General features: G+C 70.6%; 18 protein-coding genes. 13 read left to right on the top strand and 5 right to left on the bottom strand.

Annotated elements, in window-relative coordinates; genetic code table 11:
* The first annotated feature begins 48 nt into the window (after nucleotides 1-48).
* The 4 genes from Q0863_RS04990 to yeiP all read left to right on the top strand — a co-directional run bounded on the left by Q0863_RS04990 (nucleotide 49) and on the right by yeiP (nucleotide 5,004).
* On the top strand, nucleotides 49-942 hold the full coding sequence (locus Q0863_RS04990; RefSeq protein WP_298575732.1) for a hydroxymethylglutaryl-CoA lyase: 894 nt from the start codon (nucleotides 49-51) through the stop codon (nucleotides 940-942).
* A complete protein-coding gene (locus Q0863_RS04985; protein WP_298575729.1) occupies nucleotides 939-3,524 on the top strand; it encodes an EAL domain-containing protein in 2,586 nt (861 codons plus the stop codon). The genes Q0863_RS04990 and Q0863_RS04985 overlap by 4 nt, the downstream gene beginning before the upstream one ends.
* Nucleotides 3,525-3,624: 100 nt before the next feature.
* The gene (locus tag Q0863_RS04980) at nucleotides 3,625-4,395 is read left to right on the top strand and encodes an SDR family NAD(P)-dependent oxidoreductase (protein WP_298575726.1); all 771 of its coding nucleotides are present in this window, start codon (nucleotides 3,625-3,627) and stop codon (nucleotides 4,393-4,395) included.
* A 42-nt stretch (nucleotides 4,396-4,437) separates the two neighbouring features.
* Nucleotides 4,438-5,004 carry an elongation factor P-like protein YeiP gene (gene yeiP / locus Q0863_RS04975; protein ID WP_298575722.1) on the top strand — a complete coding sequence of 189 codons (567 nt, stop codon included), beginning with the start codon at nucleotides 4,438-4,440 and terminating at the stop codon, nucleotides 5,002-5,004.
* Between the two features lie 77 nt (nucleotides 5,005-5,081).
* Here the strand turns inward: yeiP and Q0863_RS04970 are convergent, their stop codons facing one another.
* From Q0863_RS04970 to Q0863_RS04960, 3 genes are all read right to left on the bottom strand, one after another.
* Nucleotides 5,082-6,914, bottom strand: coding sequence for a DUF4105 domain-containing protein (locus tag Q0863_RS04970; RefSeq protein ID WP_298575719.1), 1,833 nt, complete (start codon nucleotides 6,912-6,914; stop codon nucleotides 5,082-5,084).
* An 8-nt stretch (nucleotides 6,915-6,922) separates the two neighbouring features.
* Nucleotides 6,923-7,225 carry a DUF2388 domain-containing protein gene (locus Q0863_RS04965; RefSeq protein WP_298575716.1) on the bottom strand — a complete coding sequence of 101 codons (303 nt, stop codon included), beginning with the start codon at nucleotides 7,223-7,225 and terminating at the stop codon, nucleotides 6,923-6,925.
* Between the two features lie 92 nt (nucleotides 7,226-7,317).
* The gene (locus Q0863_RS04960) at nucleotides 7,318-8,703 is read right to left on the bottom strand and encodes an FAD-binding oxidoreductase (RefSeq protein ID WP_298575713.1); all 1,386 of its coding nucleotides are present in this window, start codon (nucleotides 8,701-8,703) and stop codon (nucleotides 7,318-7,320) included.
* 316 nt (nucleotides 8,704-9,019) lie between these two features.
* Here Q0863_RS04960 and serA point away from each other — a divergent pair, with 316 nt between their 5' ends.
* Together serA and Q0863_RS04950 are read left to right on the top strand one after the other, a co-directional pair.
* Nucleotides 9,020-10,261 carry a phosphoglycerate dehydrogenase gene (gene serA / locus Q0863_RS04955; RefSeq protein ID WP_298575710.1) on the top strand — a complete coding sequence of 414 codons (1,242 nt, stop codon included), beginning with the start codon at nucleotides 9,020-9,022 and terminating at the stop codon, nucleotides 10,259-10,261.
* A gap of 162 nt (nucleotides 10,262-10,423) precedes the next feature.
* Entirely contained in the window at nucleotides 10,424-11,107 is a 684-nt protein-coding gene (locus Q0863_RS04950) for an HAD family hydrolase (RefSeq protein WP_298575707.1), read from the top strand.
* Between the two features lie 108 nt (nucleotides 11,108-11,215).
* Here Q0863_RS04950 and Q0863_RS04945 read toward each other — a convergent pair whose 3' ends face one another.
* On the bottom strand, nucleotides 11,216-11,791 hold the full coding sequence (locus Q0863_RS04945) for an NUDIX hydrolase (protein WP_298575704.1): 576 nt from the start codon (nucleotides 11,789-11,791) through the stop codon (nucleotides 11,216-11,218).
* A gap of 155 nt (nucleotides 11,792-11,946) precedes the next feature.
* Here Q0863_RS04945 and Q0863_RS04940 point away from each other — a divergent pair, with 155 nt between their 5' ends.
* The 6 genes from Q0863_RS04940 to Q0863_RS04915 all read left to right on the top strand — a co-directional run bounded on the left by Q0863_RS04940 (nucleotide 11,947) and on the right by Q0863_RS04915 (nucleotide 18,086).
* A complete protein-coding gene (locus Q0863_RS04940; protein WP_298575702.1) occupies nucleotides 11,947-13,452 on the top strand; it encodes an amino acid permease in 1,506 nt (501 codons plus the stop codon).
* A 76-nt stretch (nucleotides 13,453-13,528) separates the two neighbouring features.
* Nucleotides 13,529-15,049, top strand: coding sequence for a Na+/H+ antiporter NhaC (gene nhaC, locus Q0863_RS04935; RefSeq protein WP_298575699.1), 1,521 nt, complete (start codon nucleotides 13,529-13,531; stop codon nucleotides 15,047-15,049).
* A 26-nt stretch (nucleotides 15,050-15,075) separates the two neighbouring features.
* Nucleotides 15,076-15,717 (top strand): methylthioribulose 1-phosphate dehydratase, encoded by a 642-nt coding sequence (locus tag Q0863_RS04930; RefSeq protein ID WP_298575696.1) that lies wholly within the window; start codon nucleotides 15,076-15,078, stop codon nucleotides 15,715-15,717.
* Nucleotides 15,718-15,821: 104 nt separating this feature from the next.
* Nucleotides 15,822-16,376 (top strand): acireductone dioxygenase, encoded by a 555-nt coding sequence (locus Q0863_RS04925; RefSeq protein ID WP_298575693.1) that lies wholly within the window; start codon nucleotides 15,822-15,824, stop codon nucleotides 16,374-16,376.
* A gap of 103 nt (nucleotides 16,377-16,479) precedes the next feature.
* Nucleotides 16,480-17,175, top strand: coding sequence for an acireductone synthase (gene mtnC / locus Q0863_RS04920; protein WP_298575689.1), 696 nt, complete (start codon nucleotides 16,480-16,482; stop codon nucleotides 17,173-17,175).
* Between the two features lie 5 nt (nucleotides 17,176-17,180).
* Nucleotides 17,181-18,086, top strand: a complete 906-nt coding sequence (locus Q0863_RS04915) for a C13 family peptidase (RefSeq protein ID WP_298575686.1) — start codon at nucleotides 17,181-17,183, stop codon at nucleotides 18,084-18,086.
* A 35-nt stretch (nucleotides 18,087-18,121) separates the two neighbouring features.
* Here Q0863_RS04915 and Q0863_RS04910 read toward each other — a convergent pair whose 3' ends face one another.
* Complete coding sequence (locus Q0863_RS04910) at nucleotides 18,122-19,672, bottom strand: calcineurin-like phosphoesterase family protein (protein WP_298575683.1); 1,551 nt, start codon at nucleotides 19,670-19,672, stop codon at nucleotides 18,122-18,124.
* A gap of 110 nt (nucleotides 19,673-19,782) precedes the next feature.
* Here Q0863_RS04910 and Q0863_RS04905 point away from each other — a divergent pair, with 110 nt between their 5' ends.
* Nucleotides 19,783-21,597, top strand: coding sequence for a diguanylate cyclase (locus tag Q0863_RS04905; RefSeq protein ID WP_298575680.1), 1,815 nt, complete (start codon nucleotides 19,783-19,785; stop codon nucleotides 21,595-21,597).
* Nucleotides 21,598-21,600 lie beyond the last annotated feature (3 nt).

Genomic DNA, 21,600 nt, shown 5'->3' with positions numbered 1-21,600 from the left:
GCGCCCGTCCGCGGCCTGCCCTGCGCCCAGGTGCCGGAGCCCGCAGCCATGAACGCGTCGGTCCGCATCGTCGAGGTGGGCCCGCGCGATGGCCTGCAGAACGAGAAGACGCCGGTGCCGGCGGCGGCCAAGATCGAACTGATCGACCGCCTCTCCGCCACCGGCCTGCAGACCATCGAGGCCACCAGTTTCGTCAGCCCGAAGTGGGTCCCGCAGTTGGCCGACGCCGCCGAGGTCTTCGCCGGCATCGACCGGCGGCCTGGCGTGTCCTATCCGGTCCTGGTGCCGAACCTGCAGGGCTACGAACGCGCCCTTGCGGCGGGCGCGCGCGAGGTGGCGGTGTTCACCGCCGCGTCCGCCGCCTTCACCCGCGCCAACATCGGCACCGGCATCGAGGAGTCGCTGCAGCGCTTCGCGCCCGTGCTCGACCGTGCGAAGGACGACGGCATCAGGGTGCGCGGGTACGTGTCCACCGTGCTGGGCTGCCCCTACCAGGGCGAAGTGCCGCTGGCCGACGTGGTGCGCGTGGCGTCGGCCCTGCACGCCATGGGCTGCTACGAGATCTCACTGGGCGACACCATCGGCGTGGGCACGCCCGGCAAGGCGCGGGCGATGCTGCGCGCGGTCGCGCAGGAGCTGCCGATGGGCGCCCTGGCCGTGCATTTCCACGACACCTGGGGCCAGGCGCTGGCCAATATCCTAGCCTGCCTGGAGGAAGGCGTGGCCGTCGTGGACAGCGCGGTGTCCGGCGCCGGCGGCTGCCCCTACGCAAAGGGCGCGAGCGGCAATGTCGCCAGCGAGGACGTGGTGTATATGCTGCAGGGCATGGGCATCGAGACCGGCATCGACCTGGCCGCACTCGCCGCGACCGGCCGCTGGCTGGCCGGGATCCTCGGCCGCGAGACCGGCAGCAAGGCCGGCCGGGCGCTGGCGGCCTCATGAACGCGCAGCCGTCGCCCGACGAGGAGACGGCGCCGGTCGGCGATGAGGACGCCGGCATCCTCGACGCGCTGCACGAGGCCAGCCGCGACCCGACGCTGCCGGACGACGCCCGTACCCTGTTCGAACGCGCGCGGATCGCCCTGCAGGCGGCCAGCGCCGATGCGCAGGGCGCCCACCTGCGCTACCACGCCCTGTTCGACGCGGTCCCCGATCCGGTCAGCATCCTCGACGAGGCCGGCATCGTGCTCGACCTCAACCGCGCCGGCATGGCCGCCTACCGCCGGCCGCGCGAGGAGATCGTCGGCCAGCCGATCGAGGTCCTCAACCCGGACCTGCCCAAGGACCACATGCGCCCGGTGCTGGAGACCATCCACCGCGGCGAGACCTACGTCATCGAGGTCACCAACAAGCGCGGCGACGGCACCCGCTTCCCGGTCGAGGTGCACTCGGCCGGCTTCGTGCACGACGGCCGCCGCTGCGTGGTGGCGGTGGCGCGCGACCTGAGCGCGCGGCAGATGGCCGAACTGCGCTACGGCCAGCTGCTGGAAGTGATCGACAAGGGCGTGGTGGTGTTCGACGCCGCCGGCCAGCTGCTGCAGGCCAACGCCGCGGCGATGCGGATCCTCGGCGCGGACGAGCACCACGACCTGCAGTCCTACCTGCAACCCGCCGACTGGGCGGTGGTGGACGAAGGCGGCCGGCCGCTCGACCTGGCCGACCTGCCGCCCACGCTGACCCTGCGCACCGGCGAGGCCACCGGCAGCCAGGTGCTCGGTCTCTACCACCGCCCCGAACGGCGCCTGCGCTGGCTGTCGATCAGCAGCGTGCCGCTGTTCGCGCCGGGCGGCCGCAGTCCGCTGCAGGTGCTGTCGTTCTTCAGCGACGTCACCGAGCTCAAGCGCGACAGCGCGCTGTTCGACCGCGCGCAGTCGCTGGCGCATATCGGCGGCTGGGAATGGGAAGTCGACCGAGATGCCCTGTACATGACCGAGGAAGCACTGCGCATCCTCGGCGCCGGGCGCGAGGTGCGTTCGATCGGCGACCTGCTCGCCGCGCTGGTCGAGGCCGACTGCGTGCGCATGGACAGGGCGCTGCGCCAGGCCATCGACGGCAAGGGGCCGATCGACCTGGAGGTGGAGGCCACGCGCGCCGACGGCAGCCCGCTGTGGCTGCGGATCATCGGCGAGGCCGAGATCAACCGCAGCGAAGGCACCAGCATCACCGGCACCCTGCAGGACATCACCGAACGCAAGCAGGAACAGGAAACGCTGCGCATCCGCGCGCGCACCGACCCGCTCACCGGACTGCTCAACCGCGACGCGATGCTGCACGAGCTGGAGACGCGCATGCGCGATTCGATGCACGGGCCACTCGCGGTGCTGTACATCGACCTGGACCGGTTCAAGGTGGTCAATGACGTGCTGGGGCATGGCGCCGGCGACGAGCTGCTGGCCGCCGCGGCGCGCCGCATCAGCCGCGCCGCGGGCACCGAGGGCCTGATCGCGCGTTTCGGCGGCGACGAGTTCCTGGTCATCTGCAACACCGGCGACGACGACGCACGGCCGGAGCGCATCGCCGACGCCGTGCTCGACGCCTTCGGCGAGAGCTTCCGCTTCGACAAGGAAGAGTTCGCCATCACCGCCAGTATCGGCATCGCGCGCGCGCCGCGCGATGGCGACCGGCCGCAGACCCTGATCCAGAACGCCGATGCGGCGATGTACGACAGCAAGCGCCGGATCCGCAACGGCCGCCAGGCGTTCACCCCGGAACTGGCGCAGTCGCAGCAGGACCGTCTGCGCATGGAAACGCACCTGCGGCGCGCCGCGGACAACGACGAGTTCCGCCTGGTCTACCAGCCGCAGGTGGACCTGCTCCGCGGTTCCACCATCGCGGCCGAGGCGCTGATCCGCTGGCAGAACCACCAGCTGGGCGAGATGCGGCCGGACCATTTCATCGGCCACGCCGAGAACACCGGCGACATCGTGCGCATCGGCCGCTGGGTGCTGCGCGAGGCCTGCCGCCAGGCCGCCGAGTGGCGCGATGCGGGCCTGGGCATCATCCGAGTGGCGGTCAACGTCTCCTATCGCCAGTTCCTGGTCGAGGACCTGGCCGACACCATCCGCCATGCGCTGGACGAGCACGGCCTGCCCGGCTCGGCGCTGGAACTGGAGTTCACCGAGCGCGTGCTGATCGAGGACGCGCCCGACACCCTGCGCACCTTCGCCGCCCTGCGCGAACTGGGCGTGATCCTGACCATCGACGACTTCGGCGAAGGCTACAGCGCGCTCAACTACCTGCGACGGCTGCCGATCCACGGCCTCAAGCTGAGCCAGCTGTTCGTCGAGGGCGTGCCGGACAATCATTCCGACGTCGCGGTGTGCCAGGCGGTCGCCGGCATCGCCCGCAGCCTGGGCCTGGGCCTGGTGGCCGAGGGCATCGAGTCCGAGGCGCAGCGCCGCTTCATGCTGGACCTGGGCGTGCCGGTCGGCCAGGGATTCCTGTTCGCCCCGGGCCTGCCGCCGGACGAGTTCGCGCGCCGGCTGCGCAGCGGGATCCAGGATCCCGGCACGCCGCCGCGGTAACGGTCACCACGCCAGTGGCAGCTGCAGGCCTTCCGGGCGCCTGCCAGCGGCCCGCACCGCGGGCACGCTAAAATCGCGTCTTTCGCAATAGGGATTCCCCATGCAGTCTTCCTCCATCCGCGCCGTCGTCACCGGTGGCGTGTCCGGACTCGGCCTGGCCGTGGCCCGGCGCATCGTCGCCGACGGCGGCCAGGTGACGCTGTTCGACGTCAACGACGACAAGGCCGCCGCCGCGCTTGGCGAACTCGGCGAGGGCCGCGCGCGCTACCTTCGCACCGACGTCACCAGTGAAGATGGCGTGGCGGCGAACATGCAGGCGGCCGCCGACGCGATGGGCGGGCTCAACGTGGCGGTGAACTGCGCCGGCATCATCGGCGCCGGGCGCGTGCTGGGGCGCGAGGCGCCGATGCCGCTGTCGCTGTTCCAGACCACGGTGATGGTCAACCTGGTGGGCAGCTTCAACGTGGCCAAGGCCGCGGCGGCGCTGATGCAGCACAACGACGCGGGCGAGGACGGCGAGCGGGGCGTGATCGTCAACACCGCCAGCGTCGCCGCGTACGAAGGCCAGATCGGACAGGCCGCCTATTCGGCCTCCAAGGGCGGCGTGGTCGGCATGACCCTGCCGATGGCGCGCGAACTCGCCCGCTTCGGGATCCGCGTCAATACCGTCGCGCCCGGCATCTTCTGGACGCCGATGGTCGACGGGATGCCGGAAGAGGTGCAGAAGTCGCTTTCGTCCTCGATCCCCTTCCCCTCCCGCCTCGGCCGTCCGGAGGAGTTCGCCGACCTGGTCCACTACATCGTCGGCAACCGCTACCTCAACGGCGAAACCATCCGCCTGGACGGCGCCGTGCGCCTGGCGCCGAAGTAGGCGCCCACTTCCCGCCCTCCATTCCCAACCCAGACTCGCCCTATGAAAGCCTACGACGTCAAGAAAGGAAACGTGGTCGAACACAACGGCACCGTGTACCAGGTGCGCGACATCGAGCGCAGCTCGCCGCAGGGTCGCGGCGGCAACGTGCGCTTCCGCTTCATCATGTACAGCGTGCCCGGCGGCAACAAGGCCGACGTCGGCTTCGATGCCGAGGACAACCTGACCGAAGTGGAGCTGCTGCGCCGGCAGGCCACGTTCTCCTACAAGGACGGCGAGGCCTTCGTGTTCCTCGACGACGAGGACTACACGCCCTACACCCTGGATGCCGACGTGGTCGGCGACGACGCCGGCTACATCACCGACGGCCTGCAGGGCTGCTACGTGCAGATCATCGACGAACAGCCGGTGGCGCTGCAGCTGCCGCAGCACGTGACCCTGGAAGTGGTCGACACGCCGCCCGAACTCAAGGGCGGCACCGCCACCAAGCGTCCGAAGCCGGCCACGCTCAACACCGGCATCGAGATCATGGTGCCCGAGTACATCGTCAACGGCGAACGCGTGCTGGTGAACACGGCCACCGGCGAATTCGGCGGCCGCGCCGACTGAAGCGCTTCGTACCCCGCGCCCTCTCCCCCAGTGGGGGCGGGCCGGGGCGGCGCCTGCCTGGCCCTGGCGTCGCGGACTCAGGACGATCCGTCCCCGCCCTCCGGCATCGCGCGCAGGCGCTCGCCGATCCGCGCGAGGTTCGCTTCGGTCTGTTCCAGCCGCGCGGCCTGCGCCGCCGGCAGCCAGGCCTGCACCTGTCCGTGCACCGCATTGCGCAGCGAGCGCAGGCGCGCGTCGTCCCGCGCCACCGCATCGGCCAGCCCGGCGCGTTCCGTCGGCTGGGGGATGCCGTAGCCGGACCCGTCCAGCAGCTGGGCCGGCCGTCCGGCCCAGGCGCCATCGGCCAACATCCGGCGCAGCGCCTCGCCGACGAGGCCTGCATCCACGCCCCCATCGCGCAGGAAGCGCTGCTTCAGCGCCTCGCGGGCGCTGGCCTGCTCGCGGCGCAGCGCCGCCTGTTCCAGCACCAGCAGGGCCGCCGAGGCGCGCAGCCCGGCGCGCTCGAGCCACGGCGCGCGCAGCGCGGGATCGAGCGCTAACCAGTCGGCGGCGTCCCTCGCAGGCAGGCGAAGCTCCGCGCCGGCGATCGCGAACATCGCGTCGAAGTGCTCACCCAGCGATGCGAACCGGTAACCCTCGCGCAGCGCACGCGGGGCGTCAGCCAGCACCGAGGCATCGGCGATTCCCGCGCGCACCAGCCTGCGCCGCAGCCCGGTGGGGGTGATGCTGCGCAGCCGCGCCTGCGCCAGACGAGGCACGCCATCGTTGAGCAGCTTCCAGGTCTCCACCGCGCAGTTGTTGCCGACGAAGCGGTAGCGGCCGTCGTAGCTCCAGTGCACGCGCGCCGCGCGCTCGAGCAGGCCCCGGATCCCGGCCTCGTCCAGGCGCAGCGGGATCGACTGCAGGCCACGCAGCTCCACGCGCGTGTACTCGTCCACCACCTGCCCGAGCGGCAGCACGAACAGCCGCGCCGGGTACGCGCCGGTCAGGCCGCGCCAGCTGGACACCTGCACGTCGTCGACGAAGGCGCGGAACGACAGCACCACGTGGTGCTGCAGGTCGAGGCGGCAGTCCGGTCCCGGCGTCCGGCCCGGCGCGCACACCACCAGCCGCAGCATGGCGTGGCCCCAGCGGCTCATCGGCCGGTCGCTGGCCTCGGCGAACAGGTAGTCGACCGCGTGCACCCGCGCCGGGTCGAGGTCCAGCGCCTGCAGCATGGCGTCGTCCTCGCCCGCCGCGACGAAAGGCAATCCGGCCGGACAATTCACGGCACCGGGCAAGGCGGGCGGCGGCCCGAACCGCGCGACGAAGTGGCGATGCAGCGCGGGGCGCGCGCAGGCATAGCCAGGATCGAGCAGGAAATGCTCGAAGTTCACCGCCACGAATTCCGCCGGCGACGCGAGTTCGTAGGCGTCGGGCGTGCGGTCGCGGAAATCGTTGCGCGGCACGCGCAGGCCCAGCCGCAGCGGCTGTACCGGCCAGCCGGCCAGGTCGAGCAGGCGCGGGTCGCGCGACAGCCCTCCACGCGCGGAACGATCATGCACGTGCGCCAGCTCGTGCAGCAGCGCGGCAAGCGCGGCGCGCGCGTCGGGATCGGCATCGCCCACGGCCATGTCGCGTCGCACCCAGCGCTGCAGCAGGTCGCGCCGAAGGCCGATGCGTCCTGCGCGCGCGCGGCCGTGCACTGCCTGCGGCAGATCGTCGCGCCAGCGCAGCGCCACCGCAGTGTCCAGTTCGCGTGCGAACGCGTCCGGCAGCAGCGCCTGCGCATGCGCGACCAGCGCATGCGACTGCCGCTGTTCGGCGTCGGTCAGGCCTTCGGCTTCGATTTCGATGCGCAGCGCCGCCGGCAGCGGCGCTGCGACCGCCAGCAGCAGCGCCAGCAGGCAGACGCGCCCGGCGGCGCCCACGACGCCGGTCAGCGCGCGAGGATCGCCTGCGCCAGCCGCAGGTCGCTGGCCGTGCGCGCGGCGGCGTCGGATTCGCGCAGCTGGCGCAGCGCCGCTTCCAGGCGGACGCCGCGGATCGCGCCATCGCTGGCCACGAACAGAGCCGCATCTTCGCGCGCAGCCAGCACCAGCTTGTCGTCGCCGGAGGTGCTGCCCGAGGACGCCGAGCTGCCGGCCGATGCCGCGCCGCCGGTGGTGCCGGCGAAGCTGCCGGCGTGGGCGGCCAGGCTGGTGCAGGCGATCAGCACGAAGGCGGTGGCGGCAGCTTTCATCGAACAGGTCCGGAATGCAGGGGCCGACAGCTTATCCGCTCGCCGGCCGGGACGGCTGAATGCGGCGCACACTATCGCGCCGCCTGGCCGGGTCAGGGATCGAACAGCTTGCCGGGATTCATCAGGCCATCCGGGTCGAGCACGCGGCGGATGCCGCGCATCAGCTCGATCTCGGCCGCGCTGCGGGTCGAGGACAGGTAGGGTTTCTTGACCAGGCCGATGCCGTGCTCGGCCGAGATGCTGCCCCCGTGCCGCTGCAGCGCCTCGGCCAGCAGCTTCGTCACCCGCTCGCACTCGGACACGAAGTCCGCCTGCGCCATGTCGGCCGGCTTGAGCACGTTGATGTGCAGGTTGCCGTCGCCGATATGGCCGAACCAGACCACCTCGAACTGCGGATACTCGCGCGCCAGCAGCGCCTGGGTCTCGGCCAGGAACGCGGGCATGGCCGACACGCGCACCGAAACGTCGTTCTTGTACGGCACGTACGGCGCCAGGCTTTCGGTGATGCCCTCGCGCAGGCGCCATAGCTGCGCGGCCTGCGCCTGGCTCTGGCTGATCACGCCGTCCAGCACCCAGCCTTCGCCGACGCAGTGCTCGAAGGCCGCCATCACCGCCGCTTCGCCGGCCTCGCCCGCGGCGAACTCGACCACCACGTAATAGGGATGGCTGTCCTCGAACGGCTTGTGCGCGCCATGCGCCAGCACGTGGTGCAGGGCGCGATCGGTGAAGAACTCGAAGGCCTCCAGCTGCAGCCGCGCGCGCAGCGCGGCGAACACCTGCATCAGCGCGCCGAAATCCGGCAGCGCCAGCAGCATCACGCTGGTCGGCGGCGGCGGGTCGGTCAGGCGCAGCGTGGCCTCGACGATGATGCCCAGGGTGCCTTCGGACGCCACCATCAGGTGCCGCAGGTCGTAGCCGCTGGAGTTCTTGACCAGCCCGCGCCCGACCTCGATCACTTCGCCGCGTCCGTCCACCACCTTCAGCCCGGCCACCCACTCGCGGGTGTTGCCGTAGCGGATCACGCGGATGCCGCCGGCGTTGGTGGCGATGTTGCCGCCGATGGTGCACGAGCCGCGCGAGGCGAAATCGACCGGATACTCCAGGCCGTGTTCGCGCGCGGCGTTGTGCACCGCCTCCAGCGCCATGCCCGCCTGCACGGTCAGGCAACGGTCGATGGGATCGAAGGCCAGCGCACGGTTCATCCGTTCCAGGCTCAGCACCAGCTCGCCGTTGGCCGCGACCGCCCCCCCGGACAGCCCGGTGCGTCCGCCCGACGGCACCAGGCCCACGCCCGCCTCGCGCGCCCAGCGGACGATCGCTTGCACCTGCTCCACCGTCGTCGGCAACGCGATCGCCAGCGGCGCCGGCGTCCAGCGCCGGGTCCAGTCGCGGCCGTAGTGCTCCAGGTCGGCGGCGTCGGTAAGCAGGCGCAGGTCGGGCAGCGTCTGCTCGAGCGCGGCGAGGCGCGGATCGGTCATCGTGGCAAGGCGGCGGCAAGGGGACGGCAAGCGTGCCAGCCGGGACCGGACGCGTCCAGCGCGATTCCATCCAGTAGTGATGGCCCGAGTGGCGGCTGGACGCAGGCCGCTGCCGCGCATCGGGCAAGTCGCCTGCACCGGCTTCGCGCGCGCGACCGCGGGTCGTTTCTCGCGCAACGAAATTCCGCAGCGCAGTGTTCCGCCACGCCATGCCCGCTGTTCTGCGCAGCGCGGCAAAAAGCCTTGCTGCAGTGCGGAATCGCGCGCCTGCATCTGGAATAATGCAGGGCTTCCCTCCAGCCGGATGCATACGCGCATGACGCCCTTGAAGACCTCGTTCCCGAAGCAGGACATCCGCGTCGTCCTGTTCGAAGGCATCAGCCAGAGCGCGGTCGAGGTGTTCCGGGCCGCCGGCTACGACCAGGTGGAAGTGCTGGCCAAGTCGCTGGCCGGCGCCGACCTGAAGGAGAAGATCGCCAGCGCGCATATCGTCGGCATCCGCTCGCGGACCCAGCTCACCGCGGACGTGCTGGCGGAGGCACGCAAGCTGATCACCATCGGCTGCTTCTGCATCGGCACCAACCAGGTCGACCTGGATGCGGCCGAACTGGCCGGCATCCCGGTGTTCAACGCGCCCTATTCCAACACCCGCAGCGTGGCCGAGCTGGTGCTGGCCGAGGCGATCATGCTGATGCGCGGCGTGCCGCAGAAGAACGCCGAATGCCATCGCGGCGGCTGGAGCAAGTCCGCCCTGGGCAGCCACGAGGTGCGCGGCAAGACGCTGGGCATCATCGGCTATGGCCACATCGGCACCCAGGTCGGCGTTCTGGCCGAGTCCCTGGGCATGCACGTGATCTTCCACGACATCGAGGCCAAGCTCTCGCTGGGCAATGCGCGCGCCGCGGCCGGCCTGGACGACCTGCTGTCGCGCTCGGACATCGTGACCCTGCACGTGCCGGAAACCCCGGCGACGCAGATGATGTTCGGCGCGGCGCAGATCGCGCGGATGAAGCCCGGCGCCCACCTGATCAACGCCTCGCGCGGCACCGTGGTCGATATCGACGCCCTGGCCGCGGCACTGGAGTCCGGCCATGTCGGCGGCGCGGCCGTGGACGTGTTCCCGGTCGAACCCAAGGGCAACGGCGAGGCGTTCGAGTCGCCGCTGACGAAGTTCGACAACGTGATCCTGACCCCGCACGTGGGCGGCAGCACGTTGGAGGCGCAGGACAACATCGGTACCGAGGTCGCGGCCAAGCTGGTGCGCTACAGCGACAACGGCAGCACGCTCTCGGCGGTCAACTTCCCCGAGGTCACCCTGCCCGAGCACGCCGGCAGCCACCGCATCCTGCACATCCATCGCAACGTCCCCGGCGTACTCTCGCGCATCAACGAGCTGTTCTCGCGCGAGGGCGTCAACATCGACGGCCAGTTCCTGCGCACCGACGCCAAGGTCGGCTACGTGGTGATCGACATCGCCTCGACCCCGCAGATCACCGCGCGCCTGCGCGCGGCGCTCAACGAGATCGAGGGGACGCTGCGCACGCGGGTGCTGTACTGATCCATCCGGCCGCCGGCGGCGGTCGGCGAATATGCTGCCGGCCGGCGTTGCGAGGAGCGCGCACGCATCCGCAGTGATGAGGGTTCGCAAGCGCCTTCACGACAGCCCAGGCAGACATGCTCGCGAGCGACGCGCCCGCACGCCCACAACGAGGAGCCGCCCATGCCACGCACGTCCACCGCCTTCCTGTTCGACCTCGACGGCACCCTCGTCGACAGCGTCTACCAGCACGTGCTGGCCTGGAAGGAGGCGCTCGACCGCGAGGGCGTGGACCTGTCGGTCTGGCGCATCCATCGCAAGATCGGCATGAGCGGCGGCCTGTTCACCAACATCCTGCTGCGCGAGACCGGCCTCGACATCACCCCGGAACGCCTCGAGCGCCTGCGCGCCTGGCATGCCGAGGCCTACAACCGCCAGGCCGAGGCCGGCGCGATCCGGCCATTGCCCGGCGCGCGCGAACTGCTCGCCTTCCTCAGCGCCGAGGGCATTCCCTGGGCGATCGCCACCAGCGGACGCATGGAGACCGCGGCGCCCAATATCGCCGCGCTCGGCGTGGATCCCGGCCAGGTGCCGGTGGTCACCCGCGACCAGGTGCGCTACGCCAAGCCCGATCCGGACCTGTTCCTGGCCGCGGCCGACCGGCTGGGCGTGGACATCGGCCATTCGCTGGTGATCGGTGACAGCATCTGGGACATGCTGGCCGCGCAGCGTGCCCGCGCGCTCGGCGTCGGCCTGCTCTCGGGTGGATACGGCCTCGAGGAACTCGAGCGCTCGGGCGCATTCCGCGTGTACGAGGATCCGGCCGACCTACTGCGGCATGTCGATGAGGTGGCGGCGCGACGCTGAGGGGTTGCCTTCCGCAGGAGGCGCAGCGGCCCGGACGTCGGATGGCTTCTGCTGGCGGCGAGGCGGCAGCGGGTGCGCAGCGTCGACTGCCCGCAGCGCTGGAAATATCTAACCTGCTTCGTCGCCCTTCCCCGACGACAGCCATCGCCGGGCCATCCTGCGCAGCGAGGCGTCCGCACCGGAATCGTCAGCGATCGCGGCGATGTCGCGCCATGCCAGCGCGTGCGACTCCTCGCTGACCACGAACGCTTCGCTGTCGCCCGCGTGCACCACGTAGCGCACATCGTAGTGCCAGTGGCCGCACACGCCCTTGCGTTCCGGGATCCAGTGCCGGTCCAGGTCGAACATGTCGGGCGCCACGCGCAGCCCGGCCAGACCCGATTCCTCCTCCGCCTCGCGCAGGGCGACGGCGCGCAGGTCGCTGTCGCCGTCGGCGTGGCCGCCCAGCTGCACCCAGATGCCCAGCTTGCGGTGATGGGTCAGCAGCACGCGCGTGCGCGAGCGGTCGACCAGCCAGGCCGAGGCGGTGAAGTGCCCGTCCAGGCGCTCGCGCAGGAAGGGGTCCCGCGGATCCGACAGCAGCGCGGCGAAGTCCGCTGCCGCTGCCGCCTGCTCGGGGAAACGCCGACCGTAGTCTTCGAAGGCGGCGGCCAGCGCGCCGGTGTGTGCCTGTACTTCGATCAAGACCGGGCGTCTCCAGTGTCATAGGTCATGGACCGGCCATTCTCGCGCATCCCTGGCGTGCTTGTGCCCCGGATCGGCGTTTGGCAAGGTAGCAGCGGTAACGATTCCGCGGCCGACCCCCAGCGGCACCCCAAGTCCATCTTCAGGGAACACCGATGTCGAAGAGTCTGTTCAGGGTCAAGCCGGTCGAGCCGGCGCCGCACGTGGATGCCGGCGAACCGGTCGAAGGCTCCCTGCAGGGAGAGGCGACGCTCAGGCGGACGCTAACCGCACGCCACCTCATCCTGCTCGGCATCGGCGCCGTGATCGGCGCAGGCATCTTCGTGCTGACCGGCCAGGCCGCGGCCAACCACGCCGGGCCCGCGATCATGCTCAGCTTCGTGCTCGCCGGCCTGGCCTGCGCGTTCGCGGGCCTGTGCTACGCGGAGTTCTCGGCGATGATGCCGGTGTCGGGCAGCGCCTACTCCTATTCCTACGCCACCCTGGGCGAGTACGTGGCCTGGTTCATCGGCTGGTGCCTGGTGCTCGAGTACCTGTTCGCGTCCTCGACGGTGGCGGTGGGCTGGTCGGGCTACCTGGTGAGCTTCCTCACCGGCACCCTGGGCCTGCCCTTCCCCGCGGAACTCGCATCGGCGCCGATCACCTGGGCCAACGGCGAGTTCGTGCGCACCGAAGGGCTGGTCAACCTGCCGGCGATCCTGATCGTCGCCGCGGTCAGCGGGCTGTGCTACGTCGGCATCACCCAGTCGGCGAAGGCCAACGCGGTGGTGGTGGCCATCAAGGTCGCGGTGATCGCGGCCTTCCTCGGCTTCGGCGTGATGTACATCGACCCCGCCAACTGGACGCCCTTCATCCCGGCCAACGAAGGACCCGGACAGTTCGGCATGGAAGGCGTGTTCCGTGCGGCCACCATCGTGTTCTTCGCCTACATCGGCTTCGACGCGGTCTCCACCGCCGCCGGCGAGGCCAAGAACCCGCAGCGCGACATGCCCATCGGCATCCTCGGCTCGCTGGTGGCCTGCACCCTGATCTACATCGCGGTGTGCGCGGTGCTGGTGGGCATGGCGCCGTACCGCGAACTCGACACCGCCAAGCCGGTGGCGACCGCGATCGAACTGGCGATGCGCGCCAACCCCGAGGCCAACCTGGCGTGGCTCAAGACCGCGGTGGAAGTCGGCGCGATCGCCGGCCTGTCCTCGGTGATCCTGGTGATGCTCATGGCGCAGCCGCGCATCTTCTACTCGATGTCGCGCGACGGGCTGCTGCCGGCCATGTTCGGACGCGTGCACCGCAGGTTCCAGACCCCGCACGTGGGCACCATCGTGGTCGGCGTGGCCGCCTGCCTGCTGGCCGGCTTCATGCCGCTGAGCGTGCTGGGCGAGCTGGTGTCCATGGGCACCCTGATCGCGTTCGCCACGGTGTGCCTGGGCGTGCTGGTGCTGCGCTACACGCGGCCGGACCTGGACCGTCCGTTCCGGGTGCCGCTGTTCTGGCTGGTCTGTCCGCTGGGCGTGGTCGCCTGCCTGTTCCTGTTCCTGCAGTCGTTCATGGAGCACTGGCTGATCTTCGTGCTGTGGACCCTGCTGGGCCAGCTGATCTATTTCGGCTACGGCTACCGCAACAGCAAGCTCAACCGCACCGCCACCGGGCGCGCTGCCTGACGACGACCGGCGGCAGGCGCGCCGGCCGTCCGGCGTGCCTGCCCGCTTCCGCAACGCACGCATCGCAGAGCGAACCATGACCGCATCCTCCACCCGCGCGCCCAGCATGCTGCAGGCGCTGACGCCATTGCTGTTCCTGGTCGTGCTGCTGGTGCTGGGCATCGTGCTGTTCGCCGACGACGCGGTCTACGGCGCCAGCCAGATCGCGCTGCTGCTGGCCAGCGGCGTGGCCGCGCTGGTCGGGCTGCGCAACGGCATGCGCTGGAAGGAGATCGAGGAGGCGCTGGTGCACGGCGTGTCCCTGTCGGTGGGCGCGATCCTGATCCTGCTGGCGGTGGGCGCGCTGATCGGCAGCTGGCTGCTCAGCGGCACCGTGCCCACCCTGATCGTGTACGGCATGAAGCTGCTGCACCCGAGCTACTTCTATCCCGCCGCCTGCCTGATCTGCGCGATCACCTCGCTGGTGATCGGCAGTTCGTGGACCACGGCCGGCACCATGGGCGTGGCGCTGGTGGGCATCGGCCAGGGCATGGAGATGTCGCTGCCCATGACCGCGGGCGCGGTGATCTCGGGCGCCTACTTCGGCGACAAGCTCTCGCCACTGTCGGACACCACCATCCTGGCGCCCGCGGTAAGCGGCGCTGAACTGTTCAGCCACATCCGCAACATGATGTGGACCACCCTGCCCGCGCTGGTCATCGCGCTGGTGATGTTCACCGTGGCCGGCCTCGGCGGCAACACCGCGGGCGCCGATACCGCGTCCGCGGCCGCGCTGTCGGCGGTGCTGGAGTCGCAGTTCAATCCGGCCTGGTACCTGCTGCTGCCGATGTTCCTGGTGTTCGCGCTGGCCTTCCTGCGCTTCCCCGCGTATCCGACGATCATGATCGGCGCGCTGGTGGGCTCGGTGTTCGCGGTCATGTTCCAGCCGGACAACGTCGTCGCCCTGGCCGCCAACGCGGAGCTGTCGCGGCCGCTGGCCCTGCTTGCCGGCGCCTGGACCGCGCTGTTCAACGGCTTCCAGGCAAACACCGGCAATGCGGTGGTGGACGAACTGCTCAGCGGCGGCGGCATGTCCAACATGCTCAACACCGTGTGGCTGGTGATCTGTGCGATGTGCTTCGGTGCGGTGATGGAGCGCACCGGGCTGCTGGCGCGGATGGTGCGCGACGTGCTCTCGGCGGCGGGTTCCGCGCGCGCGCTGATCGTGTCCACCCTGGTCACCGCGTTCGGCACCAACGTGGTCACCGCCGACCAGTACATGTCGCTGGTGCTGCCGGGCAAGCTGTACCAGTCCGAGTACGCGCGCCGCGGCCTGTCGCCGCTCAACCTGTCGCGCGCGCTCGAGGACGGCGGCACGATCACCTCGCCGCTGGTGCCCTGGAACACCTGCGCGGCGTTCATGGCCGCCACCCTCGGCGTGGCCACCCTCGACTACCTGCCCTTCGTGTTCTTCAACCTGGCCAACTTCGGGCTGGCGTTCGTGGCGGCCCTGGTGGGCTTCCGGATCCTGCCGCTGGAGAACGGTGCGCAGCCGCCGGCCGCTGCCGCGCCGACATTGCCCGGCCAGGCATCCGGCCCGGACCCCGTCAAGCCCTGATGCGCCGGATCGCCTAGAATCGGCCCATGAGCCATGCCCCCTACGACAGCCAGCGCCTGCGCATCCTGGCCGGCGAGATCATCGACAACGTGCGCGAGCTGTCGCAGCTGGGCTGGACCCCGGCCACCAGCAGCAACTTCTCCTCGCGGCTGGACGACCGCCACGCGGCGATCACCGTGTCCGGTCGCGACAAGGGGCGCCTGACCCCCGACGACATCATGGTGGTGGACTTCGACGGCGCAGCCGTCGGCAGCGGGCATCGTCCCTCGGCCGAGACCCTGCTGCACACGCAGCTGTACCGTCGCTTCGGCGAGGTCGGCTGCATCCTGCACACGCATTCGCGCAACCAGACCGTGGCCTCGCGCCTGTTCGCCGGCGCCGGGCACGTGCGCCTGGAAGGCTACGAGCTGCTCAAGGCCTTCCACGGCAACGAGACCCACGAAACCGCGATCGATGTGCCGGTACTGCCCAACAGCCAGCACATGCCCACCCTGGCCGCCCAGGTCGATGCCCTGCTCGACCGCGGCCCGATGTGGGGTTACCTGATCGATGGCCATGGCCTCTACGCCTGGGGCCGCGACATGGCCGAGGCGCGCCGCCACCTGGAAGCGTTCGAGTTCCTGTTCGGTTGCGAGCTGGACCTGCGCCGGCTCGGCGCGCGGCACTGATCGCGCCGGCGTTGCAGGCGCGCGACGCCTGCGTTGCGCGGCCGTGACCCTGTGCCTGCCGCGTCCCTGCTAGCCTTCCCCCTCCCGACCCGCGAGCCGCCGCCATGAGCCGACTGCGCATCTTCTCCGACAGCAACCCCGGCACGCCTGAATTCACCAGCCACGACGGCGACGAGATCGCGCGCGAACTGGCCAGGATCGGCGTGCACTTCGAGCGCTGGCAGGCCAGCCAGCCGGTCTCGGCGGGCGCCTCGCCAGAACAGGTGCTGGCCGCCTACCGGGCCGACATCGACCGCATCTCGGCCGAGCGCGGCTTTACCACGGTCGACGTGATCAGCATCGCCCCCGACAATCCGAACAAGGACGAACTGCGCGGCAAGTTCCTCGACGAGCACTACCACAAGGAAGACGAGGTGCGCTTCTTCGTCGACGGCTCGGGCCTGTTCACCCTGCACGTCGAGGACAGGGTGTACGAGATCGAGTGCGTCAAGGACGACCTGATCGCGGTGCCCGACGGCACCACCCACTGGTTCGACATGGGACCCGAGCCGCGCTTCGTCGCGATCCGCTTCTTCCAGCAGCCCGACGGCTGGATCGGCCACTTCACCGGCACCGACATCGCGCGGAAGTTCCCGCGTTACGGGAAGGACGCCGGCTGAGCCCACGCGCTCCCGGGCCGGGCGACGCGTTCCCGGCTGGAGCGCACGCCGCATCCGCCCGAGCGTCCGATCCCGTGGCTCCGCCCGATCCATGGCAGACAGCATGACCACCATCCTCACCGACATCGAAGGCACCACCAGCAGCATCTCCTTCGTCAAGGACGTGCTGTTCCCCTATGCCCGGCGCGAGCTGCCGCGCTTCGTTCGCGAGCATGGCCAGGAGCCGGAGGTGCGCCGCTGGCTCGACCAGGTGGCGCTGGAGAACGGCGGCATGTGCCAGGACGCGATGATCGTCGAAACCCTGCAGGGCTGGATCGACGAGGACCGCAAGCACACCGCGCTCAAGGCGCTGCAGGGCATGGTCTGGGAGGCCGGCTACGCCAGCGCCGACTTCACCGCGCCGGTGTATCCGGATGCGGCGCGGGCGCTGCGCCGGTGGCACGCCGCCGGCCATCGTCTGGCCGTGTATTCCTCCGGCTCGGTGCCCGCGCAGAAGCTGCTGTTCGCGCATACCGATGCCGGCGACCTCACCGGCCTGTTCTCGGGCTGGTTCGACACCGCGGTCGGCGGCAAGCGCGAGGCGGCCAGCTACGCGCACATCGCGCAGGCGCTGGACGTGGCGCCCGGCGGAATCGTGTTCCTGTCCGACGTGATCGCGGAACTCGATGCCGCGCGCGACGCCGGACTCGGCACCATCCTGGTCGACCGGCCGCAGGACTACCCGCAGCCGCGTATCGGCGAGGCGGCCGGCGGCCACGCCCGCGTCGCCGCTTTCGACGACATCCAGCTGCCGGGGTGAGTGCGATGCGACGGATCCGCCGCCGCGCGTTCCGCGTATCGATGGCCGCCGCCCTGCTCGCCTGCGCCGGCCTGCTGGCGCCGGTGGCCGCCGCCGACATCGCCAAGCCTGCCACCGAATCCGCCGTCGCGGTGCGCGACCGCGCCCTGATCGAATCGCGCCTGCGGCAGATGCCGCCGCCCGTCGCCGGGCAACCCGACCTGTACGCCCTCGCCTTCGCCGGCGACGGCGACGAACACGTGTTCCGCAACGAGGCGCTCTACTTCGAACAGCTGGCCACGGTCCGCTACGGCGCCGGTGGCCGGGCGCTCGCGCTGGTGAACCATCCCGGCAGCCTCGGCGCCGACCCGCGGCCGCTGGCCACGGTGGAAAACCTGGCGCATGCGCTGGCGGGCATCGGCAAGCTGATGGATCCGGACGAAGACCTGCTGCTGTTGTTCGTTACCTCCCACGGCAGCCCGGGCCACGCCCTGACCGTGTACCTGGACGGACACGTGGACACCGTGTTGCGGCCGGACGCCCTGCGTGAAGCGCTCGATGCCTCCGGCATCCGCCACCGGCTGCTGATCGTGTCGTCCTGCTATTCGGGCGGCTTCATTCCCGGTCTGGCGGGTCCCGACACCCTGCTGATCACTGCCGCCCGCTTCGACCGCCCGTCCTTCGGCTGCGGCGACACCGGCAGCGCGACCTGGTTCGGCCACGCGCTGCTCGTCGAAGGCCTCAACCGCGACAGCGGCCTGGTGGCCGCGTTCGAGTACGCCAGGCGGCAGGTCGAACGGCGCGAAAAGACGGAAGACGTCGACCCCTCCCATCCGCAGATCTCGATCGGCGCGGACATCCTCGCGCGCCTGCAGGTCTGGGAAGCGACCCTGGTGCCCGGCCCGCCCCTGCCCTATCCGCATCCGCAGTAGGCGGCGCCGCGCCCGGCATCGGCCCGGGCGTGCCGCTATTCGAACTCGACCAACCGGTAGCTGATCCGGGCGCGATGCTCGCCGCCATGGTCGTCGAAGGACCGCACCTCGACGTCGTGGTCGCCCGCGGCCAGCCGTGTCGGCAGCGCGCCCCGCCACAGGTGGGGCGACGGCTCGGCTTCGGGCGAACGGTCGAACGCGCGCAGGCCGTCGGCCAGGTCGTCGCGCACGTTCTCCACCAGCAGGCGCGGATCCGGCCCGGGCGCGTACCGCATCGCCTGCCATTCGCCGCCGTCCACGCGGTACTCCACCCGCGTGCGCGCATGCCCGAGGTATACGTTGGCGTACACGCCCCAGGCCGGATAGGCGCCTCGACGCAGCAGCTTCGGTGCGTGCAGCGCCATGGCATCGGTGAGGGCCGGATCGTCGCCCGACAGCGAGGTCGGATGCCAGGCAAGCCGATAGTCGCCGTCGGCGTCGACCTGCAGCGTGGCGAACCCGCGCGGCGTGCCGTCGGCCATGGTCGCATCGGGCATGCCGTCGGCTGCCGCCACGCCCGACCAGTACGACCCGCTCATCGCGCCGACGTTGTACTCGTGCAGCGGCGCCGGGCCGTGCCAGCCCGTGCGCGCGTCGTGGAAGACCTGGCGTTGCGCGTGGCGGTGGCCGCTGAGCAGCAGGACGTTCGGAAACGGCCGCAGCAGCGCGAACAGCCGCTCGCGGTCCTCGATCCGCAACGTCGGACTCTGGCCGGGCGCCGCGGTGTCGAACCATGGGATGTGCGCGGCCACCACCAGCAGGCGGCTGTGGTCCAGCGCTGCCAGGTAATGCTCCAGGAAAGCGAACTGCTCCGCGCGCAGGCCGCCGACATAGGCGGGACGCTGGCGGGGCTGCGCCACCACGTTGTCGAGCACGACGAACGCGGCCTGGCGCTCCTCCCAGGCGAAGCTGTCCGGCCCGAAGACCCGGCGGAAGGTCGCCAGCGAGGAGGCGTCGTCGACCGCGTCGGCATCCAGGTCGTGGTTGCCGGCCGCGTGCAGCCAGGGAACGCCGGCGGCCACGGTGGCCGCGACCAGCGCCGGATACAGCGCCAGGTCGTCGTTGGCCACGTCGCCGAGGGTCAAGCCCAGGGCCGCGTCACGGTGCGGCGCGAAGGCGCGCTCGGCGATCCGCGCGTAGTAGCCGGTTTCGCGCGCCGTGCCCGCCTGCGGATCGCTGCTGACGATCACCTTCAGCCCGTCCGCCGCCGCCTGCCGCTGCAGGCCGAAGTCGCAATCCGCCTCGTCCGGACCGCGCCAGAACCTTGGCAGCCCGTCGGCGCCATTGGCCACCGCGTATCCGGCGGGCTTGATGACGAACACCGGGGCGTCCTTGCGGCCAGCCAGTTGCCAACGCCCGTCGCGGCCGCTGGAAACGATTTCCGCGCCATCGGACACGCGCACCCCTGGCAGCGCGGGTTCGCCGGCGCCGCGACTGCCATCGCCGTCCACGTCCTCGAACACCACGCCGCGATCGCAGGCCCAGGCGGGCGCAAGCGCGGTCGCGGCGAGCAGCAGCAGTGTCCGGACATGGTGCCGATGGGCCACGCGGCCTCCCTTCTCTGGTGGATTTGTCCCATTATGCCGTTCGTCAGCGTTTGCCCTGTGTGCCAACTGGACGACGGATGGAACGCCTTGGATTCCACGACGGATGCGCGATGAGGATGGGTCTGGCATGGCTGCTGGCCCTCGCGACGCTGGGCCTGAGCCTGTCGGCCTTCGCCGGGCCGATCCTGGAACTGGCGCCCACGACCGAGCGCGCCGCGCTCTCGCCTTCGCTGGCCTACCGCCACGACACCACCGGTTCCGACCGTGCCGAGGACGCATGGCGACGCGTGCCGGCCGGCGAATTCGCGCCGTTGCCCGGCGGCAAGGACGCATTCGGTTTCCAGAGCGGCGCGTTCTGGTTCCACGCCACCATCGTCAACCGCAATCCTGACGAGCAGCGCTGGCTGCTGGTGCAGGAATATCCGCTCAGCGACCGGCTGGACATCCACCTGCGCTATCCGGACGGACGCACCATCCACCACGTCGGCGGCGACCACGTGCCGTTCTCGGCGCGCAGCGTCCGCTACCGCCACCCCAACGTGCTGGTCGAACTGCCCGTCGGCCAGCCGGTCGAACTGCTGCTGCGCGTGCAGAGCGAGAGTTCGATGCAGGTGCCGCTGCAGCTGTATACGCCCGCCGCGTTCACCGAAGTCTCGCGCGACGCCCAGCTGGCCATCGGCCTGTACTACGGCATCCTGCTCGCGCTGTTCTTCTACAACCTGGTGCTGTGGATCTCGCTGCGCGACGGCAGCTACTTCTGGTACCTGTGCCACATCACCGCATTCGGCCTGGTGCTGTTCACGCTCAATGGGCTGGGCTTCGAATACCTGTGGCCGGCCTCGCCGTGGATGTCCGACCACATGGTGCCGATCTCGATCTGCCTGGCGCTGATCGCGATGCTGCAGTTCGCGCGCACCTTCCTGGAGCTGCCGCAACGCTCGCCACGTCTGAACGTGGTGACGATCGGGCTGATCGGGTTCTTCGTGGTCTTCGGCGTGGCCTCGGTGTGGCTGCCGTACCGCATCTCGACGCCGATCGCCTCGCGCGCGGTGCTGGTGGGCGTGGTCTGGATCGTGCTCACCACGCTGCACGTGCTGCGTCGCGGCTACACCCCGGCGCGGCTGCTGCTGCTGGCCTGGTCGATGTTCCTGCTGGGCACGGCGATCTTCACCCTGCTCGCGTTCGGCGCGCTGCCCAAGAACTTCGCCACCGAGTACGGCGTGCAGATCGGCTCGGCGCTGGAGATGCTGCTGCTGTCGGTCGCGCTGGGCTACCGCTACGCGCAGCTGCGCCACGAGAACCAGCGCATCACCAACGAGGCCAATCGCCAGCTGGAGCGCAACGTGGCGCGGCGCACGCAGGAGTTGCAGCAGGCGCTGGTGCAGCTCAAGGACGCGCACACGAAGCTGCAGGACTCCAGCCGCCGCGACGGCCTCACCGGCCTGTTCAACCGCAGCTACTTCCACGAAGGCTTCGACCGCATGCTGGCCCAGTGCCGCGAATCGCGGCGGCCGCTGTCGCTGCTGATGGTCGACCTCGACCACTTCAAGTCGATCAACGACCGCCATGGCCACCTGGTCGGCGACGAATGCCTGCGCTGGGCCGCGCGCTGCATCGGACGCACGCTGCGTCCCCACGAGGCGCTGCTGGCTCGCTTCGGCGGCGAGGAATTCGTGGTGGTGCTGCCCAACCACGACCTGCGCGGCGCGGTCGCCGTGGCCGAGGATCTGCGGCGCTCGCTGGTCGACGAGCGCTGCGAGGCGCATGGCGTCCACGTCAGGATGTCGGCGAGCATCGGCGTGCACACGGTCGCGCCCGATGCCGCGGACGACATCGACGATGCGCTGGCGACGGCCGACAAGGCGCTGTACGCGGCCAAGGCCAACGGCCGCGACTGCGTCAGGACGTCGATCAGCGCCGCGTAGGCC

The sequence above is a fragment of the uncultured Luteimonas sp. genome (assembly GCF_947492465.1).
GTDB lineage: Bacteria > Pseudomonadota > Gammaproteobacteria > Xanthomonadales > Xanthomonadaceae > Luteimonas.
Note: the sequence above shows the minus strand (reverse complement) of the source record. Positions and strands in the feature narration are given on the sequence as shown.